The following is an 18,215-nucleotide window of genomic DNA, read 5'->3' as shown; positions in this document are numbered from 1 at the left end:
CAAAGATCCTCCAGTATGCTGTTGCATACCAAATAGGGCCTGCGCCGCTTAATCGCAACGGGGAATTTAGTGCATCGGCCGCGTAAAGCGATAGACGCGGGCAGGGGGCAGGTTGCGCCAAATCTTATCGCTGCGTGTCCATGACAGGGCCATCTCTTTGCGCAGATCGGCATTCACCGAAGGGTTTGGCCCATAGGTGAATTGTACAAAGCTGCCCTCGGGCGCGAGGCTGTTGAAACTGTCTTTGAGAATATCGCGCTGCACCCCGATGGGCATCGACAGGAGCGGCAGGCCCGAGATCACGGCCTGCACATTGTTTAACCCCAATCTGTCGAGATCACAGGCGCTCATGTGATGGACATTCACCCCTGCAAAACTCTCGCGCAGATGGGTGCAAAAGTTGGGGTTCATCTCAACCGAATGCAGCATGTGCGGGGCAATGCCACGGCCCAAAATGGCGCGGGTGATATTGCCCGTGCCCGGGCCCAATTCGATCACGGGGCCTTTATTGGGATCAAGACCTGCAACCATCTCTTGGCACAGCGCCGCCGATGAGGGGGCCAATGCCACAACCTGATAGGGTTTTGACACAATCTGAGAGAGGAATAGGCGTAGATCTTTGTTCATACCGCATCCGATGCAGGGATATTGTAATTTATTTATGTCGAATATGCGGGATGCCCACAAATTTCAGGTATTTTTTCTGAACCGATCCAGAGATACCACTTCGCCCTGCGCTTTGGCCCCTTTCGGGGCGGGGTCGGGGTCTGTGACGGGGTCATCCTCGGCGGGGGTGTCTGGATCGGGGGTGTCATCTTCGGCTTCCACCGATTCAAACCGCAGACCAAATTCAACCGAAGGATCAACAAAGGTGACAATCGCGTCAAAAGGCACGCGCAGCGCCTCGGGGTTGTCGCCAAAATTCAGAACGATGGAAAACCCGTCCTCATCCACCTCAAGCGCGTCATACCAATGTTGGATCACAATGGTCATTTCCGCGTCATAGCGCTCGCGCAGCCAATCGGCCATTTCCACATCAGGATGGCCCGTGGCGAAGGTGATAAAGAAATGATGGTTTCCCGGCAGGCCGTTATCCGCAACATCCTCTAGCACAGTCTGGATCAGCTTGCGCATCGCGTGATGCATCAAGCGACCATAGGGGATAGAGGCGTTGGAACTCGAACTCATCATCATTGCCTTTGCTGCATCTGCAGCCCCAAGCATAGAAGATTCGGAACGGAAAGAAAGCGCGGTTTTGGCCCGCGCCTCAGCTATTTGCGAGGATCAACCACGCGGCCAATCCCGCCTCGCAGCCGAAAAAGGTCAGGCTTTGACGCGACCACGCCTTGTCGCGCAGGATCGAGGTGATCCGACCAAGCGCCGCCCCCGCATAGGCCAATCCCACCACAACCCATGCCAGCGGGTCATTGATCAAAATCGCGCCCAGACCAAGGCCCACAAACAAACAGCCCGAGGCGGCAGAGACTTCGGTATAGGCCATATTGGTGGGGCCTGCGCGCATATCAAGCACATCCATCGTCCAACGCGTGGCCAACCACCCAAGCGCGCCAAGGGCGATGGTGATCGCGCCCGCCGCGAAATTTAGAATATCAACGATGCCCATCTGACCCTTCCAAGCCCTGTCTTTCCTCTTATTCGGCGGGGACAGGGGATTGGATCACTTTTCCTTGCATCTGCAAGAAAATCTTTTTCGCGATTTAGGTGGCAATCGGGGGGGGAGTGCAGGCTTCTGTTGCCAGGTGCCTGCGGACCCCGCCTTACGCGGCTAGGCGCAAGGGCTTAGTTTCGGCGACCCGAACTGCTTATGCAGCCAGAGCCATTGCCGGAGCACGGTTGTCATTTGCAACTGTACGATTTGAACCGATAACGGTGGTATCTCACCGAGACAAAGCTAACCCCTTTAGACGTTCGTCGATCCTATTTCGGCCCCATGATCCGCAAATGACGGGGTATGGTGGAGCCGCCGGGTACCGCCCCCGGGTCCGATCCGCTTATTACGAGCGCGTTTATGTCCATAGCCCCCCGGAGGGAGCAGGTGGAATATAGGCGCTGCGGGGGCGGATGGGAAGGGGGGAGCGCTGCGCCCCCGCGTAAATTGCCGCATGCGCAGAAAGCGGACTTTGCAAAGTTTGGCACCAAGACGCCATGAAGAACCATGAACGGTCCGTTGCATGCTTTCAAGCGGTGGCCGAGAATGTCGCAATTACGCTGCGGCCCAAACCGACTCTGATAGGTGGATTGAAGATTACGGTTCCCCAAATCGCCTTTGCTTGCATATGACGGCCATTACAGCGCGGTGAGCGAACGGCAACGGAAAACTTCCTCCCCCCCAAACACAAAACGAGCGCCTTTTCGGGCGCTCGTCTCATTCCACCATCTGACCTAAATCAGAAGCCTGCTTTGATCCGCACAAAGGCCTCGGCCTGTGCTTCGCGGCGGTCGTTGCTGATGGGCAGCTGTGCCAGAAGAGGCACGGTCACTTCGCCCAAGCCATTGGACTCGAGCGTTTCTGCGCCAAGGGCGGCAAGGGCCGCGCTATTGGCGGTGCCAAAGCCGCCATCAAGCAGGGGCTGTGCTGACACCTCGGACTGCATCGCGTTGACGAAGTCATAGGCCTTATCCTCGGACCCTGGTGCATCGGCCATTTTCACATAGCCGCAGAGCCAGACAGATGTGCCCTCGACCGTGTTACGCTCGAACCCAACGGGGAAGCCTTCATCGGCCAATGCCACGGGCACCTCGTTCCATGCCCAAGCCACCAGAACCTCGCCCGATGCCATCAACTGGCCCAATTCGGCGGGGTCGGTCCAATAGGTGCGCAGGTTTTCGTGAATCGAACGCAGCCATTCGGTGGCGGCCTCGAACTCGGCATCTGTGGCTTTTGTCCAATCGGTCACGCCCGTGGCGAGATAGGCCAGCGCATAGGCGTCATCCACATTGTCAGGGATCGACAAGCGGCCCGCGAAGGCGGGATCAGTGAAGACCTGCAGCGAGGCCACCTGTTCTGCGGTCACTTCCTCGGTGTTATAGGTGATCGCGGTCGTGCCGTAATCGGTGGGCAAGAAGAACAATTCAGACGTGCCCGCAAGCACATCTTGACCCACGAGGCTTGCATCGAGAGTGTCAAAGGCCGCGATGCGGTTCTGATCCCATGGTTCGATGATGCCCGACTCTTGCCACCGCGGCACGGAGCCTGCGCAAATATGGGTCACATCGGATTTGAACCCAGAGACAAGACGCTGAAACGCTTCGTCCTCATCCCCGAAGAACACAAAGCTGGGGCTTGCGCCATGTTGGTCGATATAGGGTTGGTGGTAACCAGGTTCTTCAAAGCCCGAATAATCGAACACGGTCAATTCGCTATCTTGGGCGAGGGCCACACCAGACATCGCCATCAGTGCAACAGTGCTAAAGAGCATTTTCTTGGTCATAAGCAGCAATCCCGATCCTGTGAGTTAAGGGAAAAATCGCAACGGACGCTAGGGCGAAGCCAACCATCACGCAAGAGGATTCGCGAAATTCGCACTTTGGGATCGGGCACGTGCCACAGCATTAAGCAGTTTGTGACCCGAGATTTTACCCCCCATACCTTGACCCGCCAGATGCTGCACTAGCTTGCATCCAAAAGATCGGGTTGGGCCTTGTGACACCGCCCCAAAACAGGAACTGCCAAGGCCAATCGCGCCAGCGGCCAAAGATAAAAAAGAGGGGCCATGACAGACGCGCCTGTCCTATACTGGATCCGCCGTGATTTTCGTTTCAGCGATAATCCCGCGCTTGTGGCCGCCGCCGCTATGGGGCCTGTGATCCCCGTTGTGATTTTGGATGACAGCATTGATCAGATGGGCGCGGCCCCGCGTTGGCGCTATGAAATGGGGCTGTGCGCCTTGGCCCGCGCCTATCATGCGCAGGGTCTTGATCTGGTGATCCGCAAAGGGGCGGCTGATGCGGTCTTGGCGGATCTTGTGGCCACGACTGGGGCCAAGGCGGTGCATTGGAACAGGCTCTATGACCCCCATGCCCGCGCACGCGACAGCGCCATCAAGACCGCGTTGCGCGATCAAGGCATCGCCGCGCAGAGCCATAATGGCCATCTCCTGTTCGAGCCATGGGAAGTGCAAACAGGGCAGGGCGGGTTTTATCGCGTCTATACCCCCTATTGGCGCGCGGTGATGGGGCGTGATGTGGCGCGCCCCTTGCCTGTGCCCGCCTTGCGCGGGGTAGATCACGCGCTTGACAGCCTATCGGCCGAAGATCTGAACCTTGCGCCGCAGATGCGCCGTGGCGCGGGCGTTTTGGCGCGCTATGCGCAAATCGGGGCCGAGGCCGCCCAAACCCGTCTGGCGCAATTCCTCGGTGACAAGGTGGCCGCCTATAAGGACCAGCGTGATTTTCTCGATCAAGACGCCTGTTCTAACCTGTCCGAGCATCTCTCGCTTGGCGAAATCAGCCCGCGCGAGATCTGGCATTTAGGGTGGGAAGCACATCGCCATGGTGCGGCGGGGGCCGAGCATTTTGTAAAAGAATTGGTTTGGCGCGAATTCGCCTATCATCTTCTGTATCACTCGCCCCAGATTGCGACTGAGAATTGGCGCCCTGACTGGGACAGTTTCCCATGGGCCACCGACCCGCATGCCCCGCAGGTTCTGGCGTGGAAACAGGGGCGGACGGGCATTCAAGTGATCGATGCTGCGATGCGCGAGCTGTATGTGACGGGGCGCATGCACAATCGCGCGCGGATGTTGGTGGGGTCCTATCTAACCAAACATATGATGTGCCATTGGAAAATTGGCCTTGATTGGTTCGCCGATTGCCTGATTGATTGGGATCCCGCCGCCAATGCGATGGGGTGGCAATGGGTTGCGGGCTCTGGCCCTGATGCGGCCCCTTATTTCCGCATCTTCAACCCAGAAACCCAAGGCGAAAAATTCGACAAGCACGGGCGGTATCGGGCGCGCTGGATTGCCGAACTGTCAAACCCTGCACCGCAAACCGCGCTTGATTTCTTTGAAGCCGCACCGCGGTCGTGGAATTTGCAGCCTAAAATGGGCTATCCCACCCGACCCATTGTGGATCTGGCCGAGGGGCGCGCGCGGGCGCTTGCCGCATATAGCGCGCGAAATTCTTAACACATGCAACGATGAGATGAATTCGCTTGAGCCTGCACAGGTTTAAGGCGAAACTGGCTGACAATGTCAGGGGGAATGATGACAATAAAAACAACCACCAAAGGTGAACCAAACCTACCGCGCTATTTTGAGGCGGTTTTTGCCAAATCTGTGGACATGAAAAACGGCCGTTTGGATATGGTTCTGCCCGATGGTCGCATCTTCCGTGCCGAAGGGGCTGGGCAGGGGCCTGTTGCTGAAATTCACATTCACAATGTGGATGTGTTTGCACGCTTGATCCGCGAAGGGGATCTTGGGTTTTGCGAGGCCTATTTGGATGGGTGGTGGTCAACCCCTGACCTGCAAGCCTTTCTAGATCTGGTTCACGCGGGCAATGACGATATATATGATGGTTTTTTGGGTCTCAAAATCGCCCGCGCCTACGAGCGCTTTCGGTTTTGGCTGCAAAGCAATTCCAAATCTCAGGCGCGCAAAAATATCTCTTATCACTATGATCTGGGCAATGATTTCTACAAATTGTGGCTTGATGACACGATGACCTATTCCTCGGCCTTGTTCCAAACAGGCCAAGAAAGCCTTGAGGCCGCGCAGATCGCCAAATACGCCTCGATGGTGGATCAGATGGGCGCACAGCCTGGGGATCATGTTTTGGAAATCGGCTGTGGATGGGGTGGGTTTGCCGTATATGCCGCGCGCGAACGCGGCCTTAAGGTTACGGGCCTAACCATCTCGCGCGAGCAGCATGATTACGCGGTTGATCGGATTGCCCGCGCGGGCCTGTCTGATCAGGTCGAGATCAAGATGCAAGATTACCGCGATGAAACGGGTGTTTATGATGGGATCGTCTCGATTGAAATGTTCGAGGCGGTTGGCGAGAAATATTGGCCCGTCTATTTCAAAGCGCTGCGAGATCGCCTAAAACCTGGCAAACAGGCGACTTTGCAAATCATTACCGTTCAGCATCGCCGTTGGCAGATTTACCGCAATACGGTCGATTTCATTCAGAAATATATCTTTCCCGGTGGTATGCTGCCATCGCCCGTTGTTTTGCGCGAAGAAGTGCAAAAAGCAGGGCTTGAGGTGGCGGGGTCAATTGAATTTGGCGAAAGCTATAGCCAGACCTTGCGGCGTTGGTGTGACACTTTCAACGATCGTTGGGATGAGGTGGCCGCCCTTGGGTTCGATGATCGCTTCCGCAGGATGTGGAATTTCTATCTAACCTCTTGTGCCGCAACCTTTCATTTCCGCAATTGCGATGTGACCCAAATCACGGTGCGCAAGCCAAGCTGAGGGATAGTATGACTGATCTCGCGCTTTACGGCACGCTGCGTGATCCTGATATCCTCAAGATTGTCTTAGGGCGGGCAGGGGGCGAGATGCCATCTGCCCGTCTCTCTGGCTATCGTGTGGCGATGGTTGCAGGACAGCATTATCCCATGATCTGGCCCGAGGGCGGGGCGGACTGCGAGATAGAAATTTTGCAAGGGTTGGATGCGGGCGATCTCGCACGGATTGATTTTTATGAGGATGTGTTCGGATATTCCCGCATAACCATTTCCCATGAGGCGCGACCGCTGCAGATTTATCTGCCACCTGAAGGTGGGTCTTGGCCGAAAGGTGGGGTCTTTGATCCTGCAACTTGGGCTGTGGCACATGGCGCACTCACCCGTTTGGCCGCGCAAGATATCATGTCGTCATATGGCATTGAAACGGCCAAGGTCGTTGCCGCCCGCCTGCCGATTATTCGCGCAAGGGCGCAGGCCCATCTGCGTGCGGGCGATCATCCGCCCGTGGGAAAGACCCCCAAGCGCAACATGAGCATCGTTCATCAAAACATTGTCTATAATGGATTTTTTAATTTAATCGACATTGCAGCCTCCTATCAACGATTTGATGGCAGCCTGTCTGATCCTGCGGGGCGTTTGATCCTTGATCTTGGCGAAGCTGTCACTGTGCTGCCTTATGATCCCAAGCGGGACTTGGTGCTTTTGATTGAACAATTCCGCCCTGCCGCGGTGGTTCAAGGTGATCCAAACCCATGGCTGCATGAGACTGTGGCAGGCATATGTGACGAGGGCGAAACCTATGAGCAGACTGCGCAGCGCGAAGCCCGCGAGGAAGCAGGGGTTGCGCTGCACGCGCTGCATCTAATCGGGCGGTATTACCCAAGCCAAGGGGCGGTTGCGCAAATCCTGATTTCTTACATCGGGCTTGCTGATTTGGCGCAGGATTATGACAGCACCCATGGCCTGTTGGCCGAAGGAGAGGATATTCGCGCCTTAACCTTACCCTTTGACGAAGCCTTTCGCCTTGTGCGGGAGGCGCGCCTGAGCAACGCGCCGCTTTTGCTGTCCTTGATGGCGCTTGATCGCATGCGTGCCGAGCGGGGCTGGCCCTCACAATAGCGCCAACGCCCCTTGAGTTATCGCCCCATCCCGCCTATCCCTTGAGAAAGCAAAGAATTCTTTCAAAAAGGGGGGCGCTATGACCATTTATTCCGATCTTTCTGCAGCGATTGGCAATACGCCCCTGATCCGTCTGAACAAGGTCAGCGATGAGACTGGGTGCGAGATTTTGGGCAAAGCGGAATTCATGAATCCCGGCCAGTCGGTCAAGGATCGCGCAGCGCTTTACATCATCCGCGATGCCATTGCGCGCGGTGATCTCAAGCCCGGCGGCACGATTGTTGAGGGCACGGCGGGCAATACGGGCATTGGTCTTGCGCTTGTCGGGGCCTCGCTTGGGTTTCGCACTGTGATCGTGATCCCCGAAACGCAAAGCCAAGAAAAGAAAGACATGCTGCGTTTGGCAGGCGCCGAATTGGTGCAAGTGCCTGCGGCACCCTATAAAAATCCGAATAATTATGTGCGATATTCGGGGCGTTTGGCGGCTGAATTTGCAAAATTCGAACCTAATGGGGCGATTTGGGCCAATCAGTTTGACAATACTGCCAATCGTCAGGCGCATATTGAGACAACGGGCCCCGAGATTTGGGAACAGACCGCGGGTAAGGTGGATGGGTTCATCTGCGCGGTCGGCTCGGGCGGTACATTGGCGGGGGTTGGTGCCGCGCTGCAACCCAAAGGCGTGCGCATCGGATTGGCTGATCCTGAAGGGGCCGCGCTTTATAGCTTCTACACCAATGGAACCTTTGACGCGCCAGGAACCTCGATCACCGAAGGGATCGGGCAGGGGCGCATCACCGCGAATTTAGAGGGGTTCACGCCAGATTGCGCCTATCGCATCTCGGATCAAGAGGCGCTGCCGATCGTGTTTGATTTGCTCAGCACGGAGGGCTTGTGCCTTGGTGGCTCATCAGGGGTGAATATCGCAGGCGCGGTTCACATGGCGCGCGAGATGGGGCGGGGTCATACCATCGTGACCATTTTGTGCGACTATGGCACCCGCTATCAATCAAAACTATACAACCCTGAATTCCTGCGTGAAAAGGGTTTGCCCGTGCCCGCGTGGCTTGACTGCGGCGCGGCGGATTTGCCCGTGGTATTTGAGTAATGATGACATTCGCACGACCAAGTTTGGCCCTGACGCGGCTTTTGATCGCTTTTGTGGTCTTGTGGCTTAGCCTCACAGCCGAGGTTTTGGCGCAAGACCCGCCCGATTACACCGCGTGGTCACAACTGAGCGCGCGCGCGCAGGTGATGATTGACGGGAATCGCGCGTCAACCTCGATGCTTGAGGCGGTGCGCGCTGAGATCGTCACGTGGCGCACGGTGTTTTTGGACGCGCAAGATATCAATGCCAGTCGCATCGCAACATTGAACGAACAGATCACGGCCCTTGGCCATGTCCCCGCAGAAGGAGAGGTCGAGCCTGCGGCGATTGCCGCAGAACGCGCGGATTTGACCCAACGCCTGACCGATGCAGAGGCACCCGCGCGGCGCGCGGAGGCAGCCTATCGCGAGGCGCAAGGCCTCATCGGGGAAATTGATGCGCAAATCGCCGCCCGTCAGGCGGGCGCCTTGTTGCAGCTTGAACCCGCCCCGATTAACCCCGCCAATTGGCCCAGTGCGGTTGCAACACTGCTTGGCTTCGCTTTTGCCGTAGGGCAGGAGGTCGTAACCTACTCACTGGCGCCTGCGCAGATATCCGCCCTTGGGGCGAACCTGCCGCTTGTGGCGATTTTTGTGATTGTGGGGCTTGTTCTTTTGACCCGTGGCAGGGGCTTTGTGGGGCGGTGGATGGAAATGCACCACAGCCCAAGCCGAACCCCCACAGCGCGGCTTGCCCTGTTTGGTCTGTCACTTTTGCATCATGCCATGCCCGTCATTGGGGTTTGGGTCTTGGCCTATGCGGTGCAGATCTCGGGCATGGTCGGGTTTCGCGCGGCGGTGTTGGTGCAAATGGCCGCCCCGATGGCGCTCAGCTTTATGGCGGCGATTTGGCTTGGGCGGCAGGTTTTCCCCCTCGATGAGACCAACCGCCCCCTTCTGCGCCTAGACGAGGCGACACGCGCAACAGGCCGCCGCTTGGCGCGGGTTTTGGGGGTTATTGTGGGGCTGTGGCTTTTGGTGAGGCAGGTCGCACAAACCGAAAATTTCACTTCCGCAGACCGATTGGTGATCAGTTTCCCAATCGTGGTCTTGGCGGGTCTGATGATGTGGCAATTGGGCCGTCTGTTGGCCGTTCATGTCAAAAATTCAGCCCAGTTGGACGGCGCGCGCCCCCTGATGCTGCGCATGACACGCGCGCTGTCTTTGGCGGTCATGGCGCTTGGTCTTTTGGGGCCGATTTTGGCAGGGGTTGGGTATTTCACCGCAGGATCGTCCTTCCTTTTGCCGATGTTGTTCAGCCTGTCTTTGCTTGCGGTTCTCGGCATCTTGCAGCGGGTGGTCACTGATGCCTACGGGGCCTTAACCCGCCGCAGCGAGGGGTTGGACGAGGCCCTGACCCCGACCTTGATCGGGTTTATCTTGGTCTTGGCCTCCTTACCCGCCTTTGCCCTGATCTGGGGGGTGCGGCCCGCGCAATTATCTGACATTTGGGCGCAGATTGTCTCGGGGTTCACCATTGGCGGCGTGACGATTTCGCCTCGCAATTTCCTGATTTTCGCGATTGTCTTTGCGATTGGCTATACGGCAACCCGCGCGCTTCAAAGCACGCTGCGCTATAACCTTCTGCCAAAAACCCAAATCGACCAAGGCGGTCAAAGCGCGATTTTGGCGGGAACGGGCTATGTTGGTATTTTCTTGGCCGCACTTTTTGCCATCACCTCGGCAGGAATTGATCTGTCCTCCCTTGCGATTGTGGCTGGTGCGCTGTCGGTCGGTATCGGTTTTGGCCTGCAAACAATCGTGTCCAATTTCGTCTCAGGGATTATTTTGTTGATCGAGCGCCCGTTCAAAGAGGGTGATTGGATCGAGGTCAATGGCCAGATGGGGTATGTGCGTGAAATCTCTGTGCGCTCGACCCGCATTGAAACCTTTGATCGTTCCGATTTGATTGTGCCGAATGCCGATTTGATTGCGGGGGTGGTCACCAACATGACCCACTCCTCCGACACAGGCCGCCTGATTTTGCCCGTTGGGGTGGCCTATGACAGCGACCCGCAGCTTGTGATGAAAATCATGGCCGAGGTGGCCGAGGCGCATCCGATGGTGATCTTGAAACCAAAACCAACCATCTTGATGGTAAATTTTGGGGCAGATGCGTTGGAATTTGAAATTCGCGCGATCCTGCGGGATGTGAATTTCTTATTGTCGGTGAAATCCGAGATGAACCTTGAACTGCTGCGCAAGTTCCGCGAGGCAGGTATCGAAATCCCATTCGCACAGCGTGATTTGTGGCTGCGCAACCCCGAGGCGCTTGCCGCCCCTAAATCTTGAGTGCTGGTATGAGTGAGCTTTTATTCCTGCAAGATGCCTATCGCAAAACTGCGCCTGCGACAGTTAAGGGGCTGACGGATGCAGGTGGGATCATCTTGGATCAAACCATTTTCTATGCCCAAGGGGGCGGGCAGCCGGGCGATAGCGGGTGGTTGGATTACGAGGGCGGGCGCATCGCCATCGCCACCACGATGAAGGGCGAGAGCGGGGATGTTGTTCTCTTGCCTGCCGAACCCGTGGCCCTGCCAAAATCTGGCGCGGCGGTTGAGCAGCGTCTTGATTGGGCGCGCCGCTTTAATCATATGCGCATGCACACCGCCTTGCATCTGTTGTCTGTTGTGCTGCCTTATGGGGTGACAGGCGGGGCAATTGGCGCGGAACGCGGGCGGCTTGATTTCGACATTCCCGATAGTTTGCCCGAGCGTATGATCCTGCAAGGTCAACTTAACGCATTGGTGGATCGCAACCTGCCCGTAACACAGCACTGGATCCTCGAGGCGGAATTGGATGCAAAGCCTGAGATGGTCAAAACCCTCTCGGTGAAACCCCCGCGCGGCGCGGGCCGCATTCGTCTTGTGCAAATCGGCGAGGGGGCAGCGCAGATTGACCTGCAACCTTGCGGCGGCACCCATGTTGCGCGCACGGGCGAGATCGGCAAATTGGAGATCCTTAAAATCGAAAACAAAGGCCGCCAAAACCGCCGCGTCAGCATCGGGTTTGCCTAAACTCGGGCTTCGGTGAAATTCTCTGCGGGGGATGTCAATTCACGGGTTGCACAAAGGGGGTGAAATCCTATAGGAGACCCCTCACGGACAGGTGGCCGAGTGGTCGAAGGCGCACGCCTGGAACGCGTGTAGGCGGGAAACCGTCTCCAGGGTTCGAATCCCTGTCTGTCCGCCACCCCACCCTTTGATGAGCTGCTTACATCGGATCAAACTGATCTGCGGCAAAGACCGTGTGGATGACATGGCCGTCAAACATCTCGAACAGCCGCTTTGATACTTCTTTGCTTTGCCATCTTGTGGGGGAATTCAGCGCCTCTTCGATGTCATCGCGGGTTTTGAATTTCATGGCCATCACAAGCGGGAAGGGGCTGTCGGGGTCATCGCTTTCCACTTCGCGCATCACGCGCAACTCTTGCAGATTGGGAAAGGCTGACCAAAGCGGCACAAGATTTTCGCACCAATGGCTGTGGAAGTCTGCCTCCATGCCATCCTTGATTTTACCCTTAAAAAAGGCGCATCTTACAAACATCTGTCCCGCTCCATTCTATGTGTTGCGGCGATAGGATTGCCGAAAGCCTGCGCACAAGCAAGGGGAATGGGATGGATGTTCGCCCCTGTGAAACATGGGGGTTATGTAAGCGAGAAACGGGGGCGGGTCATGGATTTTGGACTAAAGGGGAAACCCTGCATCGTGACAGGCGGGGCATCGGGGATTGGCGAGGCGATTGTGAAGGATCTTGTGGCCGAAGGGGCCAAGGTCATCGTGATCGACAAAAAACCCTGCAAGGTGGCGCAATTTGCGACATCCGTCACCCTTGATTTGACCGATGATGCGGCCTGTGCGGCGGCATTGAGCGATATTCGCGCTGAATTTGGGACGATTTACGGGCTTGTGAATAATGCAGGCCTCAATGATGGCGTGGGGCTAGATGCGGGGCCTGACGCGTTTCGGGCCTCTCTCAATCTCAACCTCGTGCAATATTACACCTTGATGCATCACCTGCATCATGACCTGCGCGCAAGCCGTGGCGCGGTGGTCAATGTGGCCTCAAAAACCGCTGTGACAGGGCAGGGCGGCACATCGGCCTATGTGGCCGCAAAGGCGGGCGTCTTGGGTTTGACGCGGGAATGGGCGGCGGAACTAGCCTCGGCGGGTGTCCGCGTGAATGCCGTTTTGCCCGCCGAGGTTATGACGCCTATGTATCAAAACTGGCTGTCGACCTTGCCTGATCCAGAGGGGATGCGCGGCAAGATCGAGGCCGCGATTCCCCTATCGCGCCGGATGACCGAAAGCGCGGAAATCGCGGCAATGGTGGTGTTTTTGCTCTCTGCGCGGTCGGGCCATACCACGGGGCAATGGATGTTCGTGGATGGCGGATATGTGCATCTGGATCGCAAGCTGACGCTCTGATCCAACTACATCACTGCCCCCACTTGCCACGGCACGAATTCGACCCCGCCAAAGCCCAATTCCTCGCTTTTCGTGGTGCCGCCTGAGGCCACGCGTAGGATTTCGCGATAAATCTCTTGCCCCTTATCGGCTAGGCTGATGCCGCCGCTGATAATGTCACCGCAATTGATATCCATATCGTCCCCCATGCGGCCATAAAGATCATCATTGGTCGAAAGCTTGATACAAGGTGTGGGCATATAACCCGACACAGACCCACGGCCCGTGGTGAATGTGATGATATTGGCGCCTGAGGCAATCTGCCCTGTGACCGAGCATGGGTCATATCCAGGACTGTCCATATAGACAAAGCCCTGCGCGGTCAGGGTTTCTGCAAATTCATAAACCCCCGCCAAAGGGGCAGTTCCACTTTTGGCCACCGCGCCCAAAGATTTTTCAAGAATTGTGGTCAGCCCGCCGCGTTTGTTGCCTGGGGATGGGTTATTGTCCATCTCGCCGCCATTTCGGGCGGTATAATCTTCCCACCACTGAATGCGCGAAATCAGTTTTTCACCAATTTCGGGCAATATCGCGCGGCGGGTCAAAAGATGCTCTGCCCCATAGATTTCTGGGGTTTCAGACAGGATTGTGGTGCCGCCCTGACGCACGATTAAATCAGACGCATACCCCATGGCAGGGTTGGCGGTGATGCCAGAATAGCCGTCCGAGCCCCCACATTGCATGCCTACCACCAATTTTGAGGCCGGCGCAGGGGCGCGTGTCGCACGATTGGCCACGGCTGCAATCTCGCGCAGCATGCTGAGACCCCGTTCAATTGTGCGCTTTGTGCCGCCTGTCTGCTGAATGGTCATATAGCGGAAACTCTCGCCATCGCGCAGACGGGCGGGGCCGATCAGGTCAGGCACCTGCATCACCTCGCAGCCCAGACCGACCAACAGGATCGCCCCAAAATTTGGGTTTTTCGAATATCCTGCCAAGGTTCGGAAAAGCATCTGATACCCTTCGCCCAAGCCAGACATCCCGCAGCCAGAACTGTGCACAATCGGGACAATCCCATCGACATTTGGGAAATCCTTCAAGAGCCCCGATTTTTCAGCAGCCTCCGCGATGAAACGGGCCACACTGCCTGCGCAGTTCACGGATGTCAGAATGCCAATATAGTTGCGCGTGCCGACCTGCCCATCAGGCCTATGATAGCCCATAAAGCTGTCGCTTTCATCCGCCGCAGGAAGGGGGGTGTTCTGCGTGGCAAATTCATAGCCGCGTTTGTGATCGCCAAAAGACAGGTTGTGGCTATGCACATGCGCGCCTGCGGCAATATCTTCGGTCGCATAGCCGATAATTTGACCATAGCGGATCACCGCCGCGCCCTTGGCAATGGGGCGCAATGCAAATTTATGCCCTTTTGGAATGTCGGATTGCGCAATCGTTTCAAAAGATGATAGAGCCGCGCCTGATCGGATATCGACCAAGGCAATTCCGACCGTATCATCTGCGTTCAGGATCAAAATATCTTGGGTCATCGCTGGCATCATTCATTCAAAGTGAGAGTTTACGATCTTGAAATTTCCACGGCAATCATACTAACATGCTAGAATTATCGAGATTGAGCGACATGATGCAAGAGAATTCACCATCAGACCCCGCGCAAGGCAGCGAATTTAGGCTGCGGTCTTTGGATGCCTATGAAGGAAATTTGGCACGGCGCACCTACGCCGCCCTGCGTGAGGCAATTTTGACCTTGCGCTACAAACCGGGCGAGGCGCTGCGCAAGCAGGATATTTGCGCAACGCTTGGCGTGTCGCGGTCCCCTGTGGCAGAGGCGATAACACGCCTATCTAACGAGGGTTTGGTGGATGTGGTGCCGCAATCTGGCACATTTGTAGCGCGCTTCTCGATGGAAGAAATTCGCGAAGGTGCGTTTCTGCGGGAAAGTATCGAACTGGCCTGCGCCGAGCTTTTGGCCGAGATTATCACAGACGAGCAGATCACCGAATTGCGCCGCAATTTGCGCCTGCAAAAGGTGATGGTTGAGGAGGGCGATTTTGCTGAATTTTATCGGCTAGATGGCGAAATGCACGATCTCATCATCGGCTTTACGGGGTTCAAGCAATTATCGACCATTGCCAAAACGGGATGGCTTCATGTGGATCGCGCACGGCAGTTGATCTTGCCCATGCCAGGGCGCGTGGCCGAGACATTGCAAGAGCATTACGATTTGGTCGATGCGATTGCCGCGCGTGATCCGCAAGCGGCGCGAAAAGCGATGCGCGCCCATTTGGGCCAGTTGATGAAATCTTTGATCCCGCTTGAGAAGACCCATCCAGAATTATTCGACCCCAGTTGAAAGTCAGTAAATGTCCTATCCTGCGAATAAACCCCGCTATGCCGCGCGTCTGAATGCATTCAAACCACTGGCCGAGGGGCGGGGTATTGCGGGCATGATTGCCGCCGCCGCCCGTGTTGAGGGGATGGATGCGGCGGATTTGAACTATCCTGATCATTTCGAAGGGCGTCCTGCGCGCGAGATTGGCGATATGTTGCGCGATAATGGCTTGGGGTTAAACGGGCTTGCGATGCGCTATTACTCTGACCCTGCCTTTGCCATAGGGGCCTTTACCAACCCAGATCCCGCAACACGGCGCAATGCGATTGATCTGACCAAACAGGGTCTAGATGCTTTGGCGGAAATGGGTGGGGGCGTGATGACCCTTTGGATGGGCCAAGACGGGTTTGATTACGCCCTTCAGGCCGATTACGCGCGTCTTTGGGGCGATACGCTTGATGCTTTGGCCGAAGTCAGCGCCCATAACCGCGATCTGCAAATTGCCATCGAATATAAACCCAATGAGCCCCGCGCCTTTGCGCTGATGCCCGACATGGCCACAACATTATTGGCCATTCGTGATGTCGGGGCCGAAAATTTGGGCGTCACCGTGGATTTTGCCCATGTGCTTTATGCAAATGAGATGCCCGCCCATGTGGCCTATCTGGCGCAGCGCCATGCCAAGATTTTGGGGGTTCACCTGAATGATGGCTATGGCAAGCGCGATGATGGCTTGATGGCGGGCACGGTGCATCCTGTGGCGACAGTCGAGTTATTCGTGCAATTGCACCGCATGGGCTATGATGGTGTCATTTATTTCGACACATTTCCCGACCATTCGGGCCTGAACCCGATTGAGGAGGGGCGCACAAATATCCTGATTATCGAGCGGTTGCGCGCCATTGCCGCAGAACTCGCCGAAAGTTCAGAGCTGTCTGATCTGTTGCAAAAGCAAAACGCGGCCCTCACCCAGCGATTGATCGCCGAGCTGCTTTATGGCGGGGTGATCCCTGATGGGCGCTGATATCCTTGTGATGGGGGCGCTGCATCTTGATGTGATTGTCAACGCCCCCGCTTTGCCCGCCCCAGACGAGACGATGATGGGCCAAGATGTGGCCTATCGTTTTGGTGGCAAAGGCGGCAATCAGGCGGTTTCTGCCGCCCGCATGGGGGGCAAGGTTGCCATGATTGGCGTGGTTGGCACGGATGATTTTGCGCAGCCTTTGCGCGCTGAACTGGCGCGCGCAGATGTCGATAGGTCCATGCTTGCCACGTGTGATGGGGCCTCAGGCATGAGCGTGGCCATCGTGCAAAATGATGGCAGCTATGGCGCCGTGGTCGTTTCGGGCGTGAACCGCCAAATCAACGCGCAGCAGGCAAAACTTGACCCCCCCCCCAAAGTGGTCGTGCTGCAAAATGAAATCCCTGTTGCGGAAAATCACGCGCTCTTGGCGCGTTTGCCGCAGGATGTCATCGTTATCTGGAATGCGGCCCCCGCTTTGGCGCGTGACGCGGTGATGATTGAGCGGGCTGATATTTTGGTGGTTAATCGCCTAGAGGCCGCAATGCAGGCAGGGCTGCCGCATGATCTGCCCGATCCTGGGGCGGCCTTAGCGCAGCTTGCGCGCGAAGGGCGTGCGGTGATCATTACACTGGGCGCGGATGGCTATATCGCGCAAGCGCGGGACGGCACTCGCTTTGAGGCCAAGGCGCATCGCGTGCCCGTCATCTCCACCCATGGGGCGGGGGATGCTTTCGTGGGGGCGCTTGCCGCTGAGATTGCGCGCGGTGCCGATTTAGCGGCGGCTGCGGCCTTTGCCCAAGGGGCGGCGGCCCTTCATGTCTCAACCCCGCTTGAGGGACGCGCCAATATTACCTCTGCGCAACTGCGCCATGCCTTTGGCCTATAGCGCCAAGCGATAGGCCTCGGCCGCCGTGCCGCCAAAGACCCGTGCCCGTTCTTCGGCGGTTAGAGTATGGGTCAGCTCCTCCGCCGCATGGCGCCATGCGTCATATTCCGCCCGCAGACGGCAGACGGGCCAATCTGACCCCCACATGATGCGCTCAGCGCCGAAACAGGCAAAGACATGATCCGCATATGGGCGGAGATCTTCGACTGTCCAACCTTCATTTGCCTCGGTCACAAGGGCCGAAAATTTCAAATAGGCCTTGGTGTCACGCGCCAAAGCGGCCATGCCATCGGCCCAAACCTGAAACGTCTCGGCGCTATGCGCGTGGATTTGCGGCTTCATGCAGTGATCAATCACGCAGCGCATCTCGCTGTGGCGGGTCAAGATGGTGTGGAAATTCGCCAAATGTCGCGGAAATCCAAGCGCGTCAAAGCACAGATCATGCTTGGCGATGGCCTGATAGGCCCATGCGATATCTGCGCGCAGCATCCAGTTATCGTCTTCAATATCTTGGATCATGGGGCGCACGCCCACGAATTTAGGATGCTTTGCAAATCGCGCTAAGACCGCCTCATCGTCTGGATTTTCAAAATCAATCCACCCCACAACGCCTGCAACAAAAGGCGTGGCATCGGCAAGGCCCAACATATAGGCGCTTTCCTCCACTGTTGGGGCGGCCTGCACCAAAACGGTTTTATCGATGCCATGACGCGCCAGATGCGGGCGTAAATCATCCGGGCCATAGGGGCGATAGAGCGTGGCGTTTGAGGGATCCATCCATCCATAATCGCCACGGGCAGGGTTCCAGAAATGTTGGTGGGCATCAATTTGCATCGTTCGTCTCCCCGTT

At 56.8% G+C, this 18,215-nt stretch carries 17 protein-coding genes, 1 tRNA gene and 1 other RNA gene; 11 read left to right on the top strand and 8 right to left on the bottom strand.

Going from position 1 to position 18,215, the window contains the following annotated elements; genetic code table 11:
* Positions 1 to 66: 66 nt before the first annotated feature.
* The 5 genes from AAC636_RS07820 to AAC636_RS07800 form a co-directional block, all read right to left on the bottom strand.
* The gene (locus AAC636_RS07820; protein ID WP_340301017.1) at positions 67 to 627 is read right to left on the bottom strand and encodes a class I SAM-dependent methyltransferase; all 561 of its coding nucleotides are present in this window, start codon (positions 625 to 627) and stop codon (positions 67 to 69) included.
* A 63-nt stretch (positions 628 to 690) separates the two neighbouring features.
* Positions 691 to 1,188: an SspB family protein gene (locus AAC636_RS07815; protein WP_317654856.1), complete on the bottom strand. Its 498-nt coding sequence runs from the start codon at positions 1,186 to 1,188 to the stop codon at positions 691 to 693.
* Positions 1,189 to 1,267: 79 nt separating this feature from the next.
* A complete protein-coding gene (locus AAC636_RS07810; RefSeq protein ID WP_317654854.1) occupies positions 1,268 to 1,624 on the bottom strand; it encodes a DUF4345 family protein in 357 nt (118 codons plus the stop codon).
* A gap of 115 nt (positions 1,625 to 1,739) precedes the next feature.
* Positions 1,740 to 2,093: a transfer-messenger RNA gene (gene ssrA, locus AAC636_RS07805) on the bottom strand.
* A gap of 315 nt (positions 2,094 to 2,408) precedes the next feature.
* Complete coding sequence (locus AAC636_RS07800) at positions 2,409 to 3,452, bottom strand: extracellular solute-binding protein (RefSeq protein ID WP_340301016.1); 1,044 nt, start codon at positions 3,450 to 3,452, stop codon at positions 2,409 to 2,411.
* 282 nt (positions 3,453 to 3,734) lie between these two features.
* Here AAC636_RS07800 and AAC636_RS07795 point away from each other — a divergent pair, with 282 nt between their 5' ends.
* From AAC636_RS07795 to AAC636_RS07765, 7 genes are all read left to right on the top strand, one after another.
* Complete coding sequence (locus tag AAC636_RS07795) at positions 3,735 to 5,150, top strand: cryptochrome/photolyase family protein (RefSeq protein WP_340301015.1); 1,416 nt, start codon at positions 3,735 to 3,737, stop codon at positions 5,148 to 5,150.
* 78 nt (positions 5,151 to 5,228) lie between these two features.
* On the top strand, positions 5,229 to 6,440 hold the full coding sequence (locus AAC636_RS07790) for a cyclopropane-fatty-acyl-phospholipid synthase family protein (RefSeq protein WP_340301014.1): 1,212 nt from the start codon (positions 5,229 to 5,231) through the stop codon (positions 6,438 to 6,440).
* 8 nt (positions 6,441 to 6,448) lie between these two features.
* On the top strand, positions 6,449 to 7,555 hold the full coding sequence (locus AAC636_RS07785; protein ID WP_340301013.1) for an NUDIX domain-containing protein: 1,107 nt from the start codon (positions 6,449 to 6,451) through the stop codon (positions 7,553 to 7,555).
* Between the two features lie 79 nt (positions 7,556 to 7,634).
* Entirely contained in the window at positions 7,635 to 8,663 is a 1,029-nt protein-coding gene (locus AAC636_RS07780) for a cysteine synthase A (protein WP_340301012.1), read from the top strand.
* 2 nt (positions 8,664 to 8,665) lie between these two features.
* Complete coding sequence (locus AAC636_RS07775) at positions 8,666 to 10,993, top strand: mechanosensitive ion channel family protein (RefSeq protein ID WP_340301011.1); 2,328 nt, start codon at positions 8,666 to 8,668, stop codon at positions 10,991 to 10,993.
* Positions 10,994 to 11,001: 8 nt separating this feature from the next.
* The gene (locus tag AAC636_RS07770; protein ID WP_340301010.1) at positions 11,002 to 11,718 is read left to right on the top strand and encodes an alanyl-tRNA editing protein; all 717 of its coding nucleotides are present in this window, start codon (positions 11,002 to 11,004) and stop codon (positions 11,716 to 11,718) included.
* A gap of 85 nt (positions 11,719 to 11,803) precedes the next feature.
* A tRNA-Ser gene (locus AAC636_RS07765) sits at positions 11,804 to 11,893 on the top strand.
* Between the two features lie 21 nt (positions 11,894 to 11,914).
* Here the strand turns inward: AAC636_RS07765 and AAC636_RS07760 are convergent.
* Positions 11,915 to 12,247, bottom strand: coding sequence for a hypothetical protein (locus AAC636_RS07760; RefSeq protein WP_340251020.1), 333 nt, complete (start codon positions 12,245 to 12,247; stop codon positions 11,915 to 11,917).
* A gap of 66 nt (positions 12,248 to 12,313) precedes the next feature.
* On the opposite strand from AAC636_RS07760, the gene AAC636_RS07755 reads away from it, so the two are divergent.
* Positions 12,314 to 13,129 (top strand): SDR family oxidoreductase, encoded by an 816-nt coding sequence (locus AAC636_RS07755; protein ID WP_340301009.1) that lies wholly within the window; start codon positions 12,314 to 12,316, stop codon positions 13,127 to 13,129.
* A gap of 5 nt (positions 13,130 to 13,134) precedes the next feature.
* Here AAC636_RS07755 and AAC636_RS07750 read toward each other — a convergent pair whose 3' ends face one another.
* On the bottom strand, positions 13,135 to 14,652 hold the full coding sequence (locus AAC636_RS07750; RefSeq protein ID WP_340301008.1) for a UxaA family hydrolase: 1,518 nt from the start codon (positions 14,650 to 14,652) through the stop codon (positions 13,135 to 13,137).
* Positions 14,653 to 14,747: 95 nt separating this feature from the next.
* Here AAC636_RS07750 and AAC636_RS07745 point away from each other — a divergent pair, with 95 nt between their 5' ends.
* The 3 genes from AAC636_RS07745 to AAC636_RS07735 are packed head-to-tail and all read left to right on the top strand — an operon-like array spanning position 14,748 to position 17,365.
* Positions 14,748 to 15,476: a GntR family transcriptional regulator gene (locus AAC636_RS07745; protein WP_340301007.1), complete on the top strand. Its 729-nt coding sequence runs from the start codon at positions 14,748 to 14,750 to the stop codon at positions 15,474 to 15,476.
* A gap of 10 nt (positions 15,477 to 15,486) precedes the next feature.
* Positions 15,487 to 16,479, top strand: a complete 993-nt coding sequence (locus AAC636_RS07740; protein ID WP_340301006.1) for a sugar phosphate isomerase/epimerase family protein — start codon at positions 15,487 to 15,489, stop codon at positions 16,477 to 16,479.
* Positions 16,469 to 17,365 carry a PfkB family carbohydrate kinase gene (locus tag AAC636_RS07735; RefSeq protein ID WP_340301005.1) on the top strand — a complete coding sequence of 299 codons (897 nt, stop codon included), beginning with the start codon at positions 16,469 to 16,471 and terminating at the stop codon, positions 17,363 to 17,365. Before AAC636_RS07740 ends, AAC636_RS07735 begins: the two co-directional genes overlap by 11 nt.
* Here AAC636_RS07735 and AAC636_RS07730 read toward each other — a convergent pair.
* Entirely contained in the window at positions 17,360 to 18,199 is an 840-nt protein-coding gene (locus AAC636_RS07730; protein ID WP_340251033.1) for an amidohydrolase family protein, read from the bottom strand. The genes AAC636_RS07735 and AAC636_RS07730 overlap by 6 nt on opposite strands.
* Positions 18,200 to 18,215 lie beyond the last annotated feature (16 nt).

This window comes from Roseobacter sp. HKCCD5988, from assembly GCF_037830355.1.
Lineage (GTDB): Bacteria > Pseudomonadota > Alphaproteobacteria > Rhodobacterales > Rhodobacteraceae > M30B80.
Note: the sequence above shows the minus strand (reverse complement) of the source record. Positions and strands in the feature narration are given on the sequence as shown.